At 41.1% G+C, this 19,251-nt stretch carries 18 protein-coding genes; 9 read left to right on the forward strand and 9 right to left on the reverse strand.

Going from position 1 to position 19,251, the window contains the following annotated elements:
* Positions 1–24 precede the first annotated feature (24 nt).
* Positions 25–906: a TetR/AcrR family transcriptional regulator gene (locus ACOT8F_RS07705; RefSeq protein WP_421651035.1), complete on the forward strand. Its 882-nt coding sequence runs from the start codon at positions 25–27 to the stop codon at positions 904–906.
* Positions 907–947: 41 nt separating this feature from the next.
* Here the strand turns inward: ACOT8F_RS07705 and ACOT8F_RS07710 are convergent, their stop codons facing one another.
* Positions 948–2,534 (reverse strand): peptide chain release factor 3, encoded by a 1,587-nt coding sequence (locus ACOT8F_RS07710; RefSeq protein WP_421651037.1) that lies wholly within the window; start codon positions 2,532–2,534, stop codon positions 948–950.
* A gap of 400 nt (positions 2,535–2,934) precedes the next feature.
* Here ACOT8F_RS07710 and ACOT8F_RS07715 point away from each other — a divergent pair, with 400 nt between their 5' ends.
* Entirely contained in the window at positions 2,935–3,378 is a 444-nt protein-coding gene (locus ACOT8F_RS07715) for a GNAT family N-acetyltransferase (RefSeq protein WP_421651038.1), read from the forward strand.
* Between the two features lie 89 nt (positions 3,379–3,467).
* Here the strand turns inward: ACOT8F_RS07715 and ACOT8F_RS07720 are convergent, their stop codons facing one another.
* Positions 3,468–4,685: a threonine synthase gene (locus tag ACOT8F_RS07720; RefSeq protein ID WP_421651040.1), complete on the reverse strand. Its 1,218-nt coding sequence runs from the start codon at positions 4,683–4,685 to the stop codon at positions 3,468–3,470.
* A 205-nt stretch (positions 4,686–4,890) separates the two neighbouring features.
* Between ACOT8F_RS07720 and ACOT8F_RS07725 the strand changes: the two genes are divergently transcribed.
* Positions 4,891–5,658, forward strand: coding sequence for an alpha/beta hydrolase (locus ACOT8F_RS07725; protein ID WP_421651042.1), 768 nt, complete (start codon positions 4,891–4,893; stop codon positions 5,656–5,658).
* 242 nt (positions 5,659–5,900) lie between these two features.
* Here ACOT8F_RS07725 and ACOT8F_RS07730 read toward each other — a convergent pair whose 3' ends face one another.
* Entirely contained in the window at positions 5,901–6,671 is a 771-nt protein-coding gene (locus ACOT8F_RS07730; RefSeq protein WP_421651044.1) for a VOC family protein, read from the reverse strand.
* Between the two features lie 121 nt (positions 6,672–6,792).
* Between ACOT8F_RS07730 and ACOT8F_RS07735 the strand changes: the two genes are divergently transcribed.
* Together ACOT8F_RS07735 and purU are read left to right on the forward strand one after the other, a co-directional pair.
* Positions 6,793–7,683: a GNAT family N-acetyltransferase gene (locus ACOT8F_RS07735; protein WP_421651045.1), complete on the forward strand. Its 891-nt coding sequence runs from the start codon at positions 6,793–6,795 to the stop codon at positions 7,681–7,683.
* 88 nt (positions 7,684–7,771) lie between these two features.
* Positions 7,772–8,674, forward strand: a complete 903-nt coding sequence (gene purU, locus ACOT8F_RS07740) for a formyltetrahydrofolate deformylase (RefSeq protein ID WP_421651046.1) — start codon at positions 7,772–7,774, stop codon at positions 8,672–8,674.
* Between the two features lie 53 nt (positions 8,675–8,727).
* On the opposite strand, the gene ACOT8F_RS07745 is transcribed toward purU, so the two are convergent.
* From ACOT8F_RS07745 to ACOT8F_RS07760, 4 genes are all read right to left on the reverse strand, one after another.
* Positions 8,728–9,348: a flavin reductase family protein gene (locus tag ACOT8F_RS07745; RefSeq protein ID WP_421651047.1), complete on the reverse strand. Its 621-nt coding sequence runs from the start codon at positions 9,346–9,348 to the stop codon at positions 8,728–8,730.
* A gap of 6 nt (positions 9,349–9,354) precedes the next feature.
* Positions 9,355–9,969: an alpha/beta hydrolase gene (locus ACOT8F_RS07750; protein ID WP_421651048.1), complete on the reverse strand. Its 615-nt coding sequence runs from the start codon at positions 9,967–9,969 to the stop codon at positions 9,355–9,357.
* Positions 9,969–10,913 carry a ring-cleaving dioxygenase gene (locus tag ACOT8F_RS07755; RefSeq protein WP_421651049.1) on the reverse strand — a complete coding sequence of 315 codons (945 nt, stop codon included), beginning with the start codon at positions 10,911–10,913 and terminating at the stop codon, positions 9,969–9,971. Before ACOT8F_RS07755 ends, ACOT8F_RS07750 begins: the two co-directional genes overlap by 1 nt.
* A 148-nt stretch (positions 10,914–11,061) precedes the next feature.
* Complete coding sequence (locus ACOT8F_RS07760; protein ID WP_421651051.1) at positions 11,062–11,913, reverse strand: VOC family protein; 852 nt, start codon at positions 11,911–11,913, stop codon at positions 11,062–11,064.
* A gap of 622 nt (positions 11,914–12,535) precedes the next feature.
* Here ACOT8F_RS07760 and ACOT8F_RS07765 point away from each other — a divergent pair.
* The 4 genes from ACOT8F_RS07765 to desA are packed head-to-tail and all read left to right on the forward strand — an operon-like array spanning position 12,536 to position 15,093.
* The gene (locus tag ACOT8F_RS07765) at positions 12,536–13,066 is read left to right on the forward strand and encodes an RNA polymerase sigma factor (protein ID WP_421651052.1); all 531 of its coding nucleotides are present in this window, start codon (positions 12,536–12,538) and stop codon (positions 13,064–13,066) included.
* The gene (locus ACOT8F_RS07770) at positions 13,044–13,445 is read left to right on the forward strand and encodes an anti-sigma factor (protein ID WP_421651053.1); all 402 of its coding nucleotides are present in this window, start codon (positions 13,044–13,046) and stop codon (positions 13,443–13,445) included. The genes ACOT8F_RS07765 and ACOT8F_RS07770 overlap by 23 nt, the downstream gene beginning before the upstream one ends.
* A 30-nt stretch (positions 13,446–13,475) precedes the next feature.
* A complete protein-coding gene (locus ACOT8F_RS07775) occupies positions 13,476–14,024 on the forward strand; it encodes a hypothetical protein (RefSeq protein WP_421651054.1) in 549 nt (182 codons plus the stop codon).
* 37 nt (positions 14,025–14,061) lie between these two features.
* On the forward strand, positions 14,062–15,093 hold the full coding sequence (gene desA, locus ACOT8F_RS07780; RefSeq protein ID WP_421651056.1) for a Delta(5) desaturase DesA: 1,032 nt from the start codon (positions 14,062–14,064) through the stop codon (positions 15,091–15,093).
* A 94-nt stretch (positions 15,094–15,187) separates the two neighbouring features.
* Here the strand turns inward: desA and ACOT8F_RS07785 are convergent, their stop codons facing one another.
* Together ACOT8F_RS07785 and helD are read right to left on the reverse strand one after the other, a co-directional pair.
* The gene (locus ACOT8F_RS07785) at positions 15,188–16,372 is read right to left on the reverse strand and encodes a styrene monooxygenase/indole monooxygenase family protein (protein ID WP_421651058.1); all 1,185 of its coding nucleotides are present in this window, start codon (positions 16,370–16,372) and stop codon (positions 15,188–15,190) included.
* A gap of 466 nt (positions 16,373–16,838) precedes the next feature.
* On the reverse strand, positions 16,839–19,163 hold the full coding sequence (gene helD, locus ACOT8F_RS07790; RefSeq protein ID WP_421651060.1) for an RNA polymerase recycling motor HelD: 2,325 nt from the start codon (positions 19,161–19,163) through the stop codon (positions 16,839–16,841).
* Positions 19,164–19,251 lie beyond the last annotated feature (88 nt).

Here is a 19,251-nt window from a genome sequence, read left to right on the forward strand (position 1 = left end):
GACATATTGCCAGAGGTGTCCAGCATGAATCAAAAAAAGAAACTGATTATTGATGAAGCAGTAAAACTGTTTGCTCAAAAAGGCTATCATGCTGCCTCGATTCAGGAAATAGCCGAGCAATGCGGAATTTCTAAAGGATCCTTTTACACCTATTTCAAATCAAAAGAGGATCTTATTGTTTCTGCCTTTAGGAGCTATTATTCTTTACTGTTTGATAAAATCAGCAGGCTTGAACATATAGAGAGTCTTTCTCCCCGCGAAAAGTTTATCGAACAGCTTTCTTTGCAATTGCATGATTTAATCAGCCACAAGGAGTTCATTCATATTCTGTTAAGTGAATACAAAATGAATATAAGTGAGCAGCTTGATGAATTTCTTTTAAAAACCCGCTCGGAATCACTTCTGTGGTATGCGAAAAAAATAAAAAAGGTTTATCCTGAATTGCCTAAAAAGTATGTGTATGATTGTGTATCAATGCTGACAGGAATAATGAAAGAATATATGTTTCTCCTGCTGATTGAGGAAAGGGAAATTGATGTAGAAGCCATTATCCCATACATTATGAAAAGAATGGACGCAATTGTTGCAAGCTTTGATCCGGAAGATGCACCTTTATTGAAAAAAGAGCTTGTTAAGGAATTGCTTGAGTATCGCAGCAAGAAGGAAATTCAAGTGAAAGAAGAAATTTTGAAAGAACTGGACAGCCTTGGCAAAGAAGTATCAGCCTTAGACCATGTTCGTTTTATCCAAACTCTTGAAAGCATAGAGCAGGAAATATTAAAAAAAGAACCTCAAAAGGTCCTTTTAGAGGCCCTCCTCTTGCTTCTCCGGAAGCAGGAAGAAGAGATTCCAGAGTTTACAGAACGAATCAGAGCATTAAGAGAGCAAATCAGCGTTATGATTTAATATAGCAAGAAGCCCTTTGCATCACTGCAAAGAGCTTCCTTTTATTGAACGGAATAATCATTCGTTTCGAGCAAATCAATAAGATCCACTTCTTTATGATTTTCCTTGAAATAGCGGTAAGTAAAGTCATTTTCAAAGAGGACTGCATACTGGCCATAACGATCTTTTACAAGCATGCTTCTTGAGTCAAAGAATCGTTTTTCCACTTTGTCTCCATTAATCCATCGGGCAATTCTGTCGCCGAGAGTAATGAATTCAACATCTACATTGTACTCTGCATTCATTCTGTGCTCAAACACTTCAAACTGAAGCTGTCCTACTGCACCAAGAATAATGTCATCGGTCGAATCCTGGCGGAACAGCTGGATCGCGCCTTCCTGCACAAGCTGGTCGATCCCTTTTCTGAACTGTTTCGACTTCATGACGTTTTTCGCGCGTACCTTTTTAAACATTTCCGGCGGGAACTGCGGCAGCTCATCATATTGAAAGCGATCCTTTCCGGATACAAGCGTATCTCCAATTTGGTAAATATTCGGATCGTAAATTCCGATGATGTCACCCGGGTAAGCCTTCTCCACCGTTTCCCGCTCTCCGGCCATAAAGGACTGGGATTGGGTCAGTTTAATGACTTTGTTGGAACGTGTCAGTGTAACGCTCATCCCGCGCTCAAATTCTCCAGAACAAACACGAAGAAAAGCAATTCTGTCCCGGTGGGCAGGATTCATATTAGCCTGTATTTTAAAGATATATCCGGAAAACTCCGGCGTTTCCGGTGCAATAACGCCTTCATTTGTTCTTCTCGGCTGAGGAGAAGCAGCAAATTGAAGAAACGTATCAAAAAAGGTTTTTACACCAAAATTGGATAAGGCACTTCCAAAGAATACAGGTGTCAATTCTCCGGATCTTACCCTTTCTGCATCAAATTCGTTTCCAGCTTCTTCAACAAGGGCAAGCTCATCAAGCGTATCAATGTAAGTCGGATGCTCTCTGATGTCCTTGTACTCATCCTTTGAGGCGAGGTCAATAAGCGGAATAAATTCCTCCTGTTCATCCCCTCTGAAACGGACAAACTTCTTGCCATGACGGTCCTGAATTCCGAGGAACCGTTTCCCCATGCCTACAGGCCAATTCATCGGATAAGATTCAATACCAAGAACCTCTTCAATTTCTGACAGCAGTTCTAAAGGATCGCGTCCTTCGCGGTCCATCTTATTCATGAAAGTGAAAATCGGAATACCTCTCATACGGCAAACCTTAAACAGTTTAATCGTTTGAGGCTCTACACCTTTTGTAGAATCGATGATCATGACAACACTATCTACAGCGGTTAGCGTTCTGTAGGTGTCTTCACTGAAATCTTCATGTCCCGGTGTGTCCAAAATATTAACCTGAAAATCAAGGTAAGGAAAACTCATTACACTGGAAGTGACGGAGATTCCCCTCTTTTTCTCGATTTCCATCCAGTCAGAAGCAGCAAATTTTCCTGATTTTTTTCCTTTAACAGTACCTGCAGAGCGAATCACATTACCAAAAAGAAGCAGCTTTTCTGTCAATGTGGTTTTCCCTGCATCCGGATGCGAGATAATCGCAAACGTTTTTCGCTTATCTATTTCATGTTTTATATTCATAAATTAAACCTCTTCGTACTTTGTTAGAATCCTAAGAACTATACCACAATTTACTGTGAAATGCTATTCTCTGAAAGTTCGATGCGTACTCTTTAAATAAGACAATATACTCAGGTATAAAGGATTCTTATTGAGAAATTATGCAGGAATAACCATTATCATGTTTACAAACGTCTCGAAAAGGCTATCGAATGGTAACAAAGAAATTTTTACTGTTCGATCATTACGAAGACAGATTCTCGGGGGGAAAAGAGAGAGCGCCCGCAAAGCCCCTTATAAATAATCCATCCATTACTAAGACAACTTAACAAAGGATGAATATTCTATATGGCAATCTGCCTTCAGCATAAGTAAAAAGAACTACCCATCTAGACAGGACGATTTGGAGAGGAGAATTCAAATGCTGGAAATCAAGCAGATTGATCCCGAAAAAACCTTTGAGATACGGCAAAGAATTTTAAGGCCGAATCAAACGATCGAAGAATGCAAATACGAGTTCAATGACCATCCAGACAGCTTTCATGCAGGAGCCTATGTGGAACAAAAGCTGATCAGCATTGCTTCCTTTTCGAAGGAACAGCATCCTGATGTTCCGGGAGAAAACCATTACCGCTTAAGAGGAATGGCTACAATGCCTGGTTACAGAAACAGAAAAGCAGGAAGTTCTGTATTATTCTATGCAGAAAGCATATTAAAAAGCAGAAATGTAAGTACATGGTGGTGCAATGCCAGAGAATCAGTATCTGGATACTATGAGAAACTGGGCTGCTTTGCGATTGGGGAATTATTTGAGATTAAACCTATTGGTATGCATCGGCTGATGTATAAAATTCTTGAAGATTAATCAATCATTAATGAGGGGCTGAAACCAAAAGGATGTCCTTTTGGATCAGCCCCTTTTATGTGGATTAATATATTTATACCTTTCAGCAGTTAAATCGTAAGTTTGGATCCCGGCTCAAGCACCGGAACATCCACCTCAATGCTGTCCGCATATTTAATGCCTTGGCCTGTGTTCAGGCAAACCACTTTTTCTCCATCCTTAATCCAGCCTTTTTCCTTTAGATCCTTAGCAGCTGACACTACAGCTGCACCTTCTGGGCAAATAAACAGACCTTCATGCTCTGCAGTCAGCTTCTGGGCTTTTTGGATTTCTTCCTCCGATACAGTTACACCGCAGCCATCTGTCTTATACATCGCCTCCAAAACAAGGAAATCTCCAATTGCTTTTGGAACATTAATACCAAACGCTATCGTAGTGGAATTCTCCCAAAACTCTGATTCACTCTTGCCCTCTTCCCACGCTTTTACAATCGGAGCACAGTTCTCAGCTTGAACGGCTACCAGTCTCGGAAGCTTTTCCTCTTTTATCCAGCCAAGCTCCTGCAGCTCTTTCAAAGCTTTGTAGATTCCGATAATGCCAACTCCACCGCCAGTCGGGTAAAGAATGACATCAGGAACCTCCCAGTTGAATTGTTCTGCAATTTCATATCCCATCGTTTTCTTGCCTTCAATACGGTAAGGCTCCTTCAAGGTAGATGCATCGTAAAAGCCATGCTCCTGTACAAGTGAAGCAACAATTTTGCCTGCATCACTGATTAAACCATTAACAAGGTACAGATGTGCACCTGAAATTGCTGTTTCTTTTCTTGTTACGACCGGTGCATCAACAGGCATAAGAATATACGATTCCATTCCTGCACGGGCAGCATATAAAGACCAGGCTGCACCTGCATTGCCGTTCGTCGGCATGGCAAGCTGCTTAATGCCGAGTTCTTTAGCCTTTGAAACTCCGACAGCTGCTCCCCTTGCTTTAAAGGAACCTGTCGGCACAAGACCCTCATCCTTTATATATAGCTCGTCCACGCCAATTTTCCGGCCTAAGGATGGTGTTTTCAGCAAAGGACTATATCCTTCTCCCATTGAGACAACATTTGACTTCTCTTTAACAGGCAAAAGCTCATGATAACGCCAAAGATTTTCCGGGCGATTTTTCAGCTCATCCCGTTCCAGCTCTGACTTCAACAGTTCCAAATCATATTTTGCAAGAAGCGGTGATCCGCATTTGCATAAATGCTGTTCGGTTTCTGCTGAATAGGTTTTCTGGCATTTTGGACATTGCAAATGTAAAAGATAACTGTATTTTCCCATTTTAATCCCTCCGTTGATCTTTTTCAGCCTTCTATGAAGGATTCCATAAAAAAACAAATGTTATTGACGATTATTTTCCGTGAATGTTATGATATTAAAACCAAGTAAACACATTGGATTTATTAAATAATTGTAACATACATCCCTCAAACTTTCGATAAACGAATAGAATCATAGATTGAGTCAGACATAAGGAGGCGGAACGATGAATCAAAAACCTGCTGTTATACCAGGTGCAGAGGCTATTTTTATCCGCGGCGGAGAAAAAGGAATCTTGCTATGCCACGGATTTAACGGCACCCCGCAAAGTGTAGAAGATCTGTGCCGCAAATTCGCACATGTAGGCTACACCGTTTATGCCCCGAGATTGAACGGCCACGGGACATCTCCTTTTGATATGGAGGAATGCACTTATACCGATTGGATTCAGAACCTGGAAGAAGGCTGCCGCAGGCTGAAAAAGGTGTGCAGCAAGGTTTATGCTGCCGGACAGTCAATGGGCGGCGCCCTTACTCTTCAGCTTGCAAGCAAAAATCATGTTGACGGAATCATTCTCATCAATACAGCTCTTTGTGTCCCTTGTTATGAGCCCTATCAAAATGAGGTCAGCCCGCGCTTCCTTTATGAAGGAAAACCGGATATTAAGCGTGAAAACGTCGAGGAAATCGCTTATAAAGAAGTCCCATTGAAGGGAATCCACCAGCTTCAGCAACTAATGAAAAAAACGAAATCTATTTTAAAATCGGTCACCTGTCCCGTTTTGCTGTTTCATTCTGTCGAGGATCATGTCGTTCCGCCGGTCTGCTCTGAAGAAATATTCCATTCCGTCTCATCCAGCATGAAGAAATATATATGCCTTCACCATTCCTATCACGTCGCAACAATGGATTTAGATCAGGATCTCATTTTTCAGGAAACAATTCATTTTATTGATGATGAACTTTCAAACGGCATCTCTCTTCAGCAGCTGTGAAGAGATTGCCTTTTTTGTACCGTTTATGAAAAGTGAATAGCTATTCTATCTCAATCCGGCAGGAATCTATCCTTTTTTTAGATAAAATCTATCGTAATTCAGCGAAAATCTTTCCACACAATGGAAATCTATCCAAATGAAGCAATAATCTATCCAAAACCAGCAGAAATCTATCCAACCAAACCATTAATCTATCTGAATCCACCGGAAATCTATCCAAAGCGATGACGCTGCACAGCCCGCTAAAAGAAATACACCCCCTCCAAAAACTCTTTCGGAAGCTTCCTGTCTTTTTCTGAAAAGGACACATAAAATGGTCCTGCTCCATTTTCCTGAAATGCTTTTTCCGCTTCTTCCATTTCAGATGGTTTGATAAATGCAATCATTTGATCACCTGCATACAGTTTATTCTCATGTTTAACTTTTTCAAGCCCATACCATCGCTGCCACTTTTTAAGCAATCCAGCAGGATCTTCCGTCACATAGCCTGCCTCTATCATTCTTGACACACCATTGCTATGCTCAAGTATAGCCCCTGTCTCGATTAAATCGATTCTTCTTTCCTCATCCGTCTGCTCCCATTGAATGAAAAAAGGAAGCTGTCCCTCTGCCTCGGGATTTTCCGCAAAAAGCATTTTCCATTCTACTCGTTTCCCATCCGCTCTCTTCCGGCTCCCTGGAAACAGTCCTTGTATATGAAATCCCTGTTCTTGCAAGTATTCTGCCAGCTTTTCTATGTTCTCTGTCCGAAAAGCCATTTGGCAGATTCCTCCCTTTTTAGAAGCTCTGTTCAAACAGAGCCTAACAAGGGGATTTTCAGATTGTGCTGCTTTTTCAGCATCTTCAATAGCAAGAAATTCTAAATAAGTTAAATCGAAATAAGAGAGGCTGTTGGCCGTTCCCCACTGTTCATGCTGGCCGCCCTTAACAGAATGAAATCCGAGGAGCTGAAATAAGTTAGCTGCCCTGGAAGGATTTTCATGAATAAAATGAACAATGTGATCAAGTTTCATTTTCGCTCCATCCTTTCAAATTGACTGAATGTTCTTGTTTCATAGGAATAGTTTTATTATAAGCTGTATTCTAGTTTAGAAAAAGTACAAAGGGAAATTACAAGGATGGGGGCAAATAAGTATGAGTAAGGTTAAAATACAGAAGAATGGTCCTGCCATTGTGGAAGGTGCATTGCTGAAAAATGATCAAGGCGCTGTTTTGTCCTCTAAATCACCTATTGCCTTATGCCGATGCGGAAACTCGAACAAAAAACCTTATTGTGACGGTTCACATGTTAAAACCCATTTTCAAGACATGCGGGAAGAAGAACAAAAGCATGGAACGAAGGATTATAAAGGAAAACAAATAACCGTTCATGATAACCGGTATATTTGTTCAAGCTTCGGAGCGTGTCATTTGAAAAATGTATTCGAGCCGGGAACTCTTCCATGGATTAAGCCTGATGGGACGAATAAACCCGAGGAAGTGATCAGCATAATAAAAAAATGCCCTTCAGGAGCACTGACTTATACAAGGCATGAAGAATGGACTCATGAGTGGTTCACAGAACCTGAAGTGATTGTGGAGCATTTAGGCCCTCTTCAGTTCAGAGGCAATATAGTCCTTGAGGATGACCAGAATACGTCGGATCAGCTCGTTACCGATAACCACTATACCCTCTGCCGCTGCGGTAAGTCAAAGCACAAGCCCCTTTGTGATGGTACCCACAAAAAAATATGGAAGGAAGATCGAATAATGAATTATGAAATAAAAGAAGACACAGATCGCTTTTATATAGAAGATCAGGGAGAAGCTGCAGCAGAAATTGTTTTTTCTAAGAGCGGCCAAAACCAGCTTATTATTGAGCATACGTATGTTTCCGAAAAATTAAGAGGAAAAGGCATTGGAGAAAAGCTTGTAAAACGTGTTGTTGAGTATGCCCGAAAAGAAAAGAAAAAGATTATTCCAGAATGCTCCTATGCGAGGGCTCTCTTTGAAAGGCATCAGGAATGGCAGGATGTACTCGCATAATGAGAAAAATCCGTGTCATTTGACCATTGCATAATACATGGGACTAAGCCATAATGATAAACAAAATTCTCTGGGAGAGATACCATTTATGCCACCATTACATTCAGCAATGCTTCAGAAATTTCAGGAAACCTACATAAACAGAGGGAGATTGCTGATAAAATGTCCCGACCAGCCGGGAATTGTAGCAGCTGTTTCCCGCTTTTTATTTGAACATGGAGCCAACATTATGGAGTCTGGCCAGTATTCAACGGACCCAGCAGGCGGTACCTTTACGCTGCGCATTGAATTTGATTGCCCGCGGCTCAAGGAAAAACTTCCGAATCTTCACAAAGATTTTACAGCCATCGCTGAAAGGCTTTCGATGGAATGGCAATTAAACAGCGTGACCGAACTGAAGAAGACAGCTATCTTTGTGTCTAAAGAACCCCACTGCCTGCATGAAATTTTGTGGGCTTGGCAAAGCGGCGAGATCATGACGGATATCGCCCTTGTGATCAGCAATCATAATGATTGCAGAGAAATAGCAGAATCACTTGGAATTCCTTTTCACCATATTCCAGCCTCAAAAGAAGTAAGAAAAGAAGCGGAGGAAAGACAGCTTTCCCTTTTGAAGCAGCATGGAATCGATCTCATTATTTTAGCCCGTTATATGCAAATTTTAACGCCGAATTTCGTTTCCTCCCATCCAGATCAAATCATTAACATCCACCACTCGTTCCTGCCTGCATTCGTTGGGGCGAGACCATACGAAAGAGCGTTCGAACGGGGTGTGAAGCTGATCGGCGCTACCTCGCACTATGTTACGAATGATCTGGACGAAGGTCCGATTATTGAACAGGGCATTGAACGCGTTACCCATCACGCCAATGTGGATGAGCTGAAGCGAATTGGCCGCTCGATTGAACGCAGCGTGCTTGCCCGGGCTGTGAAATGGCATTTGGAAGACCGTGTCATTGTGCATGAGAATAAAACTGTTGTTTTCAGTTAACTGGATCGAAAAAACCGATTTGGCATTTCATCCAAATCGGTTTTTATATCCTATTATTTAGGTCTTTCCAAAGAAAACAGCTCACCAAGCTTCGCATAATCATTACCTGCCAAACGGCTGACAGGCTTTAATTTTCGGTAATCGGAATGACCATTATCCCGATAAACCTTTTCATCCAGATGATAATGAACAATCCTTCCAATCAATAGATCACAGCTTGGGTTTTCTTCTGTTCCGCCGAGTGGAACAATCTTTTCGACCTTGCATTCAAACCGCACCTTTGCATTTTGCAGAGCAGGAATAGAAACCTTTGTGCTGCTCACTGTTTTAAGTCCAGTCATTTCAACTTCACTGACATCAGCTGCAACACTGGCAGATGTTTCATTCGCCTTTTCAACGTTATCTTCATCTGTAATATGAACAACGAATTCTCCCTTTGCGGCTGCATTTCGTGAAGTATCCTTCATTTTGCCAGTCGAAGGATTGCGCTGAACGGCAATGGAGATCATTGGCGGGTCAGCAGAAACAATATTGAAATAACTGAACGGAGCCCCATTTAACGTTGCGTCCTCAGCCACTGATGTGACGAATGCAATCGGCCTCGGCACAATGGTTCCTGTCAGGATTTTATAATTCTCTTTCATAGCCAGATCAGCTGGATCGATTGATTTCATTAGGTCTCACCCTCCAATTATCTTTTTATACCAATTGGCAGCTCCCTCTACTTCCTGAACGGTCAGCTGATGGCCGAATGATTCCCATTGAACTGTAACTTCTGCCCCTTGGCTCTCAAGCATCCGATGCAGCTCTTCTGTTTCTTCAGGCGCACAAAGCGGATCGTTAGTACCAGCTCCAATAAAAACCTGCAGTCCCTTCATTAAAGGAAGCTCGAGATCTCTTCTCGGAACCATCGGATGGAATAAAATGGCACCTTTTAGCTCTCTTTCGAATTGGAAGAGAAGGCTTGCAGCTATGTTGGCTCCATTGGAATACCCTGCTGCCACGATATTATTGCGGTCAAAGCTGTAGGTTTCTGCAGCTTCTTCAAGAAATTGCTTCAATTCAGCAGTTCTTTCATATAAGTCTTCCAGGTCAAATACACCCTCCGCAATCCTTTTAAAGAAACGGGGCATTCCATTCTCCAGTACATTACCCCTTACGCTTAAAACCGAAGCCTCCGGGTCAATCATTTCTGCAATGGATAGCATGGAATGTTCATTCCCGCCTGTTCCATGCAATAGCAAGATAACTGGTTTTGTTAAATCTGTCCCTTTTTGAAAATGATGTTTCATCATTATTGCCCCCTGTCATTAGGATGAATTGTAATTGGTTTCAGCACGTTTTCAATCTCAGTTCGTTTTTCCTCGAGCCATTCAGGAAGCATCAGTTTTTCACCAAGTGCATCGATTGGCTCATCTGCTGTAAATCCTGGAGGATCTGTTGCAATTTCAAATAAAATTCCGCCTTCCTCACGGAAGTAAATGGATTTAAAATAATTCCGGTCAAGCACTGCTGTTGATTGAAAGCCAGTTGAATCAATGTGTCCCTTCCAGCTATCCATATCAGCATCATCAAGAGCTCTCCATGCAATATGATGAACCGTGCCGGTACCCATCATGCTTCTTCCGACAGGTGTGAGCTTAATATCAATTATGTTTCCAATATCAGACGCTGCTTTGAAGCGAAGATAATCTCCATCCTGGCCCAGGTTTTCAAGACCCATGACGTTTTCCAGCAAGTGAGCTGTACGGTGAGGGACAGCCGACAATAACACAGCACCTGCAAATCCTTTAATGGCTGTTTTTGTTGTAATTCCATCCATTTCTAATGCTGAATTTTCTCCGTGAGCTCTTTCGATTTTTTCCAAATGAAGGCCATGCGGATCGTCAAAAAGGATCGATTCTTCACCAAATCGAACTTCTATTGTAAAAGGAATTTCTTTGGCTGTCAGTCGCTCCTTCCAAAATGAAAAAGCCCCTTCTGGCACAGCAAAGGGAATAGAACCAACCTGCCCAGCGCCTATTCTCCCCTGATAAGCATGCTCCCAAGGGAAAAATGTCATGATCGTTCCAGGACCCCCTGATTCATTTCCGAAGTACAAATGATACGTTCCCGGATCATCAAAATTAACCGTTTGTTTGACAAGACGAAGACCGAGTACTCCCGCATAGAAATTAATATTCTCCTGCGGATCCCCAACAATTGCTGTGATATGGTGAATCCCTAAACTTTTTTTCATCCCGATTGCCTCCTCAATTAATATAAGCCCGAAAATATCTTTAAATAAAATATTCTTAATTCGAGATAATTATATCCTGTTTCCTTATAAGGGTCAACCCTTAAAAATGCATATAAAAAAACAGGCCATTTTTCAGCCTGTTGTGTTATTAAACATCTAACTCTATTGTAATGCCTGAAGGATCCTTTACCATAGGCACTCCGTCTTGTTCAAAAACCTTCGCTCCCGCTTCTGCTAGCTTTCTTAGGACCTTCTCCCTCGCTTCATGATCCGGGAACTGCAAAGTATACGATTTAAGACCAGCACTATTTTCCTCAGGTGCTTCAGCCCCTGCGCTATTCCAAGTATTCAAGCCGATGTGATGGTGATAGCGTTCTGTTGAAATAAACAGCGCTTGTGCACCATACTTCGTAACAACATCAAATCCAAGACCTTTTGTATAAAACGTTTCTGTATTATGAAGGTTTGATACTTGAAGATGGATGTGGCCCATAACTGTTTCAGAAGGTAAGCCCTGCCATCCTTCCGGAGTCCGTTCAGCTAAAAGATTTTCAGCCTGAAGCGGCTCGGTTGTCATATGAACCTGCTCCCCATTCCATTCCCATTCATCAGAAGGACGGTCACGGTAAATTTCAATACCGTTTCCATCGGGATCAGCAAGATAGAGCGCTTCTGACACCAAGTGATCAGAGGCACCCTGCAGCGGATACCCGGTTTCAAGAAAATGCATCAGAACATTGGCTAAATCTGCTCTTTTCGGAAGCAAAAGGGCAAAATGATAAAGTCCGGTCGTCCTTAATCTTCCAGTCTTCAAATTGTCAGGCTGCTCAATTGAAAGAAGAGGCGTCTTGCCATCTGCTGTTAATACAGCCTTTGTTGCTGTTTGTTCCAGCACCTGAAATCCTATTTTTTCTTTATAAAAAGATAATGATCTTTCCAAATCTTCTACTAGCAAGGAAACCTTGCTGACAAATGTAGCTGGTGCTTTATGAAAACTCATACTGTTTCACCTTTTTTCATTAGTTTGCCTTACTTTCTCAAAACATTCTCAATTACTTTATGTAAGTAACTTTATATTAATAACAAATTTCCGTCAAGTAAGTATTTTTACTTAGGCTCTTTTCTTAAACATTGTTGTTTTTTCATCCATTTAAGTCATTATAGAGCAAGGATACACTTGCGAATTTTAGGAAAAGATCCCACGAAGCCAATCTTTATGTGTGTTCTAAGACTATTCGAATAGCAGCAATCTTTGCGAAAACAGCCTTAAGAAAAGATGCCACGAAGTTAGTCTTTATACGTGTTCTAAGATATTACGAATAGCAACAAACTATACGAAAAAAGTCTTTTCTTATTTTTGGAAAGTTTGCTGAATCAAACCTAAGCAGGACGGAGAAGATACAATAAGTGAGAGAAAACACTCTTTCTAAGCAGTTTCCTGTCTTCAAAAATCTTTTTTCGTTTTTTTTGCAGTGCAGGTTTCTTTCTCAGCGTCTAACCTTTATGAGAGCAATTATTCAAATAAACGCAGAAATGAAAATAAAATAGGCAGTTGAAATTGGTCCTATATCACCCTAGAAGGGAGGGGGAGTTCCCTGAACGACTTAGAATGCATCAATGCCGTGATTAGCGGCCAAATTAATGCTTTTTCCCTTTTAGTAGACCGTTACCAGGATATGGTCTATCGGGTTTGCCTGAAAATGGTCAAGGATCAGAAATATGCTGAGGATGTCACACAGGAAGTTTTTATTAAGGCGTATGAAACTCTCCCTTCCTTCCGAGGTGATGCTGAATTCTCAACATGGCTTTATAAAATGACTGTTCATAAATGCCTCGATTGGCAAAGAGCCCATAAAAGAGGGAAAGAGGATTCTACTCAGCATGAAATCAGCAGCGAAAACATTGAACATCGAACTCCTGAACAGTGGGTTATTTCTAACGAAGAAAAGGATGCACTTCTAGAGATTGTAAACCATTTAAAGGAGCCTTATAAAACCATTGTAAAACTTTACTATTTGGATGAACTTTCCTACCACGAAATTATGGAACAAACCGGTGTCCCTGTAAAAACGATCGAATCCCAGTTATACCGGGCAAGAAAAATAATGAAGAGAAAGGGGGATGAGCACAATGGATTGCGAGGAAATCGCTGAAAAGCTGCTGAATGGAGAAAGGCTAGAAGAGACAGAAAAAAGGCATCTCCACTCCTGCCCAGATTGTAAGGAGCTTTATGAAACTCTTATCGAAACCAAATCAATCTGGGAGGAAAAAGAAGATGTCCCGTCTTCCTATATTGCTGTGGATCCTGTGATGAGAATAATCGTCGAAAAAGAACGGAGCCTGGAATCATTCCTTTCGTTTCGTCCAAAGTCCGGCGTTTCTGCAATGTATATGGCTGTTTCTTTCATCCTATCCTTTCTCCTTTTCGAGTCAAACTTCTTTCGGGAACTGGGCGAGTTTCTGACACCCTTTAATCTCGGCCTATCAGCTAAAATGGAGCACTTCTTTTCGTATCTTGGAAGTTTGTTTTAAGGCTTAGCCTTTTAAAAGGAGATGTACAATATGAAAATGAAAAATTTTGCAGCAACCGTCATTATGTCAGTCCTCCCAGGTCTTGGTCACTTATACCTTGGTTTATCAAGACGGGGAATTCAGTTAATGATCGGAGCGTTTGTCTGTATCGCATTTATACCGGTATTGCCTATGGTCTTTCCTTTTGCCTTAACGGTTCTCTGGTTTTTTTCCTTCTTTGATGCTTTAAAAAGGCTGACGATCATCAATAACTATGTCCGTTATTTCGAGGAACGAGCCATTGAAGACAGTATTCCATCTTTAAGCACCGTTTCTCCTTTCTCGTCATTAGATGAAGAAGTCATTTATTTTCGTGCACTGAACAGCAAAAGAGTTCAAGGAGAAATTGGAATTGGCATTGTGCTTGTCATTGCTGGAGGCATCTTATTTACCAAATTCATTTCCCCGCCTTTATGGAGCTGGATGTCCAGCAGAGAAGGGGCTACTCTCCTTCTTGCTTCCGTGCTGGTTCTTTATGGATTGGTGATCATCATAAAACGGATCATCCCTTCGAAGAAAAACAAAATGGAGCATGTATAAGAAAACCTTACTCAAAAAACGATTATTGGAGGCAGATATGTCTAAACAAAAACTAGCAGAACTAAGAAAAAGTGTCGCACCTTATGAAAAAGCAGATGTCAAATCAAGTGTTTTCCAAATACTGAACACCTTTCCGCCATTTTTCCTGCTCTGGTTTCTGGCCTATCAAAGTTTATCCATATCCATTTGGCTGACACTGGCACTATGTGTTGCCGCATCAGGATTTGTTGTCCGCATCTTTATTATTTTCCATGATTGTACACACGGTTCTTTTTTGAAAAGCAAAAGAACCAATAACATCATAGGAAATATCTCTGGAATCATCACCATGTTCCCCTATGAAAAGTGGAAAAATGAACATGCTATTCATCACGCAACTAGCAGTAATTTAGACAAACGCGGCATAGGGGATATTTGGGTCATGACCTCAGATGAATATGTGGCAGCTTCATTCTGGCGCAGGCTTTCGTACCGTATCTATCGTACACCGCTTGTAATGTTTGGCATCGGTCCCATTTACCTTTTCTTAGTAGTCAATCGTAAAAATCGTAAGAGCGCAAGGAAAAAAGAAAAATGGAATCTCTACTTTACAAACATCTCACTAATCGTCCTGTATGCTTTATTAATCTGGGCTATCGGCTGGCAGGCGTTTCTGATTGTTCAAGGACCAATCCTGTTTATCTCAGGCGCAATCGGTATTTGGCTGTTTTATGTTCAGCATCAGTTTGAAGATTCCTATTTTGTTGATGGCGACAAATGGGACTATGTCCGTGCAGCAGTTGATGGCAGCTCGTATTACAAGCTTCCGAAGGTGCTTCAATGGATAACTGGCAATATTGGTTTCCACCATGTTCATCATTTAAGCCCTAGAGTGCCGAATTATAAACTGGAGGAAGTGCATGAATCAACGCTGCCCCTGCAGCAAGCATCAACGATAACACTCGGCACCAGCCTTCAATCCATTCACTTTCGTCTATATGATGAAAAGAAGAAAACATTTGTCGGCTTTAAAAAAGTAAAACCGCTTCTGCTTAAGAAAAAGAATATGAAGCTTTCACGCAGTTTATAAACTTCCAGAACAGAAAAGGTGCTTTTTCCGAAAATGATCGGATAAAGCGCCTTTTGTTTTGTATAGTCAACAATAAGAAAAGAGTCTAATTTTTTTACTTTCCTTTAGGTGCAGCAGCAAAGAAATCCTGATGGGCTTTTCTAGGATCAGCAAACCATTCAGCAATTTTGTCCGCTCTTGATTGGTCCTCAGCACCACTAAGCAGAAGTTTAATGACATGTTCAGGAAGTGGTAAAAGCATCGCATTTGTCCATTCCGTTACTTCTTTTACAAATTGTTTGGTTCTCTTCCAATAGGACTCACCGACTTGTTCATTCCACAGGGAATCCTTGTTTTCAATTAGCGTTTCATACAATTGCTCAGCACAATAGGAAGAGAGATTGGACCCTTGTCCTGTAATGGGATCATTTAAAGAAAAGCTATCCCCGCATCCAATTACAAGCTTATGATTATATGTGAGATATGGAGTTCGAACAACAGGTGTTATCGCCATTTGCAGAAAGCCATTTTCGTCACATAGACGAAACGTTCTTTCATCTATCCGGTTATAAATTTCCGGGAAAAATGTTAGGACGGTGTCTCTCATTCTAAGAGTAAACTCTTCTGATGTCTTGATCCCTTTAAATACATCTAACTCATTATTTAAATTAGCCATAACAAATAAGATGGTAACTGGTCCATTTTCTGTTAAGGCTGGTATTTCAAACATTTCGCCTAATTCAGGAAGAACAATAACATTAATCCCTATTGGGGTAACTGGCTTTATACCTGTAAAGTAACCTACGATACATTTTCTTTGGGGTGTTTGAAAAGGAGATAATTCTTCTTCAGCAGGAAACGGAAAAAGAGGCCCTGATTTTCCAGTACAATCAATGACTAGATCGAACTCATCAGTCAAAGCTTCTCTTTCCCCCTTTTCTACCTTTACTTCACGGAAGGAAACGCCCTTCCCAGCCAGATCCTCCATAGCACATGGGAAATAAAGCCGCTGATCTACAGATAATGCCCGTTCTTTTAACTCCCCTGCAAATAGCTTTTGGTCCCCAATACTGACATGGATAGTTTCAATAGCTGTTTGATCGTCCCACTCAAGCATATTAAATCGATTTTCACGCCTTCTCGTTGATCCAAAGTGAACCTGAGTAGACATGACTCTTCCCGTTCTGATTTGTTCTGCAGTGCGATGGTGAAAAACGGTTACATCAAATTCCTCATGCAGTTCATAAGCAAGGTGGAGCCCAGCTGTACCGCTGCCCACAATTCCAATGCGCCTTTTCAAGCAAATCACTCCTTTAATATTAAATCAATAAGTCTCAATATTCTAAATATACCATTTCAACCTGGAGAATAAGGAGAGACATAAGAATCAAAAAGGAAGTGCTTCGTCCTTCTTAAGCTGATAGTTTAAAAATAGTAATGAGTTCCCTGCATGATCTATCAAAACTATAAGACAAAGAATGAATAGATAAATAAATTCAGAATAAAATAAAGCACCCCTGTAAAATTAGCAGAAAGGAAACAATCTTTACATACCGTCAAACTTCCAGCTGCAGATACTGGTTTTTCCAGGAGTTAGAACATATAGCCATTTGTCCGGAAATATCGGCGGACGTGCCCTGTTCAGCGGTTTGCCCGGAAATATCAGCGGATGAACCCAGTTTATTAGCGGTTAAAACCAGAATTATCGGCAATGAGCCCAAGATATCACTTAAAAAAGGAATCTGCAGCTGCAGATTCCTTTTTGGTCAATTCTTTATGAGGTGATATTTTTCCTTTGAGATTGATGCAATAAAGGGAGAGAGTTCATCCGTATAAAAAACATGCAGCTCATGCATGGCTCTTGTACACACTGTGTAAAGCAGCTTTCGGTCCTCATCCTTTCCATAGCGCTGCTTACTTGCCTCATAAACAATCACAGCATCAAATTCCACTCCCTTTGATAAATAAGATGGAATGACAGCGACCCCTTCTTCAAACGGAGCTGTTTCTTTCACAACCCTGTGCTTCACATCTTCTCCTAAAGCCTCATGAACAGTAAGGCATTCCTTCGCTGTTTTGCAGATAACGGCAATGGTCTGATGCCCTCCTGCCTTCAGTTTGGCCAGGTATTTTTTCATGGCCTTCAAAAGCTGAGCGCTGTCTTTGCAGGAATGAACAGATGGCAGCTTCCCATCTCTATTGAAAGGAATAATTCTTTCCCCCTGGTCTGACATTTCTTTTGTGAAATTCAAAATCGTCTTCGTCGACCTGTAGCTTCTGAAAAGCTCGATCACTTCTGTTTCGTCGGGCTTAAAAAGTGTTTTTGCAATCATAAGCCCTTGCTTCGGGGAATGAGCGAAAATGCACTGGCTTATATCACCCAAAACCGTCAATTTGCTGTTAGGAAAAGTATTTTTTATAAAAGAAAGCTGAAAGAGAGAATAGTCCTGCGCTTCATCAATAAATACGTGTCTGACAGATGTCTTGATGCGAAAACCTTTTAGCCTTTGTTCCAGATATGCAAATGGCGTTGCATCTTCATAAGGCATTTTGCCTCCCTGCAATTTTTCTATTGTAAATTTAACAATCTCCTTCCAATATGCAGGAGGATTTACTTTTTTTCTATCAAAAAGTTTTTGATAGACGGATTGAATATTTAAGAAGGCAAGGTTTTTCACCCTTTTTCGGAGCGGCTTAAATTTCTTTTGCACAACAAAGCCTGAGAGCACTTCTTTTTCCTTTTCAAAATCATCAAATGAATCATCTGTATATTGGTTGTTTTTTCGAATCTCCTGATAATGGCGAATGTAGGTCTCCTTATCAAGAAGCTGTATTTCTTCTTCCACCCACGCTTTCTCTCTTTGCCTGATTTCGTGCATCTTTAGCTGGCTCAAAAGCCATTCAGCCGTGAGTTTCATACGATTGGAAACAGGCAATGTATGGCTGTAGTTGTAAAAGTGGCTGCTTATTTCCTCAGCAGAAATAAGCCTTTCTCCTCTGAAAGAAATGTTTTTAAAAACAAGGCCTTTCATCATAAGGCTGTTTGCATAGCTTTCCACATCATCCATAAACCTTTTGCTCGCCTTATACTGTATCCCTTGTATTCGAGCTTTGTAGCCTGGTTCATTTTCTGAAGAAAGAAGAGCTTCTGCTTGGGAAAGGGGGTCTTCTAATTCATATTGGCTTCCAAGGATGGAATCCAAATATTCTTGAAAGGTTGTCTGCTGCATGTTTTCTTCACCAAGCTCAGGAAGCACCGTTGAGACATAGCTGTTAAACATTTGATTGGGTGAAAAAAGAACGATGTCATTGGCATTCAGAGTTTCCCTGTAACGGTATAAAAGGTACGCGACTCTTTGCAAAGCTGCTGATGTTTTCCCGCTTCCTGCCGCTCCTTGAACAATAAGCAGACGGCTTTTTTCATTCCGGATAATCTGATTTTGCTCTTTTTGAATAGTGGCCACAATACTCTTCATTTTAGAATCTGCATTTTTACCGAGAACCTCCTGAAGAAGTTCATCGCCGATCGTGATCCCTGTATCAAACATGCTGTTCATTTTACCGTTTCGAATGATATATTGCCTTTTCAGCGTTACTTCCCCTTCAATTGTCTCATCATGAGCCTCATAGCTTGCAGGACCAACGCCAAAATCGTAGTACACACTTGAGATCGGTGCTCTCCAATCGTAAATAAGGAAGGTATCCGTTTCTGCGTCTTGAAAGGAATTGATGCCAAGATAAATCTGTTCGCTTTCCCTTTCGTCATTTTCCTTAAAATCAATCCTCGCAAAATAGGGAGACTTTTGAAGCCGCTGAAGAGTCCGAATTTGTTTTTCTGAAAGACGATAATTCTGCTCACGTTCCGAAAGAAGCTCTGCCTGCTGACGGATTGCTGCAGCGGTTTCGGCAGCTTCATGATCTGAATCTACATTTACTTTCACATCTTCCCAGAAAGTTTTGCGGATATCGATAATATCTGTTTTCACCTCGCCCGTTTCCTGCTGAAGGTGCTCAAGCCTCTGGCTGATTTTAGCTGCTATTTGATTAACACGACGCTCCTCTTTTTCAAGTTCCATTTCCCAGCTGCTCATCCGCTTTCCCCCTTCAAATATAGAATTTGACTTAGTGACTTTTTTCGTGTTATAGTATATTTGGATATATTTTATAAAAAAGAAAAAT

The organism is Chryseobacillus diguaensis, from assembly GCF_049220665.1.
In the GTDB taxonomy this organism is placed as follows: Bacteria; Bacillota; Bacilli; order Bacillales; family Bacillaceae; genus Metabacillus_B.

What these genes read in the sequence shown, in the direction of transcription:
- ACOT8F_RS07705 (WP_421651035.1), top strand. Translation starts at nt 25, where the DNA reads ATGAATCAAAAAAAGAAACTGATTATTGATGAAGCAGTAAAACTGTTT.
- ACOT8F_RS07710 (WP_421651037.1), bottom strand. Translation starts at nt 2,534, where the DNA reads ATGAATATAAAACATGAAATAGATAAGCGAAAAACGTTTGCGATTATC.
- ACOT8F_RS07715 (WP_421651038.1), top strand. Translation starts at nt 2,935, where the DNA reads ATGCTGGAAATCAAGCAGATTGATCCCGAAAAAACCTTTGAGATACGG.
- ACOT8F_RS07720 (WP_421651040.1), bottom strand. Translation starts at nt 4,685, where the DNA reads ATGGGAAAATACAGTTATCTTTTACATTTGCAATGTCCAAAATGCCAG.
- ACOT8F_RS07725 (WP_421651042.1), top strand. Translation starts at nt 4,891, where the DNA reads ATGAATCAAAAACCTGCTGTTATACCAGGTGCAGAGGCTATTTTTATC.
- ACOT8F_RS07730 (WP_421651044.1), bottom strand. Translation starts at nt 6,671, where the DNA reads ATGAAACTTGATCACATTGTTCATTTTATTCATGAAAATCCTTCCAGG.
- ACOT8F_RS07735 (WP_421651045.1), top strand. Translation starts at nt 6,793, where the DNA reads ATGAGTAAGGTTAAAATACAGAAGAATGGTCCTGCCATTGTGGAAGGT.
- purU (WP_421651046.1), top strand. Translation starts at nt 7,772, where the DNA reads ATGCCACCATTACATTCAGCAATGCTTCAGAAATTTCAGGAAACCTAC.
- ACOT8F_RS07745 (WP_421651047.1), bottom strand. Translation starts at nt 9,348, where the DNA reads ATGAAATCAATCGATCCAGCTGATCTGGCTATGAAAGAGAATTATAAA.
- ACOT8F_RS07750 (WP_421651048.1), bottom strand. Translation starts at nt 9,969, where the DNA reads ATGATGAAACATCATTTTCAAAAAGGGACAGATTTAACAAAACCAGTT.
- ACOT8F_RS07755 (WP_421651049.1), bottom strand. Translation starts at nt 10,913, where the DNA reads ATGAAAAAAAGTTTAGGGATTCACCATATCACAGCAATTGTTGGGGAT.
- ACOT8F_RS07760 (WP_421651051.1), bottom strand. Translation starts at nt 11,913, where the DNA reads ATGAGTTTTCATAAAGCACCAGCTACATTTGTCAGCAAGGTTTCCTTG.
- ACOT8F_RS07770 (WP_421651053.1), top strand. Translation starts at nt 13,044, where the DNA reads ATGGATTGCGAGGAAATCGCTGAAAAGCTGCTGAATGGAGAAAGGCTA.
- ACOT8F_RS07775 (WP_421651054.1), top strand. Translation starts at nt 13,476, where the DNA reads ATGAAAATGAAAAATTTTGCAGCAACCGTCATTATGTCAGTCCTCCCA.
- desA (WP_421651056.1), top strand. Translation starts at nt 14,062, where the DNA reads ATGTCTAAACAAAAACTAGCAGAACTAAGAAAAAGTGTCGCACCTTAT.
- helD (WP_421651060.1), bottom strand. Translation starts at nt 19,163, where the DNA reads ATGAGCAGCTGGGAAATGGAACTTGAAAAAGAGGAGCGTCGTGTTAAT.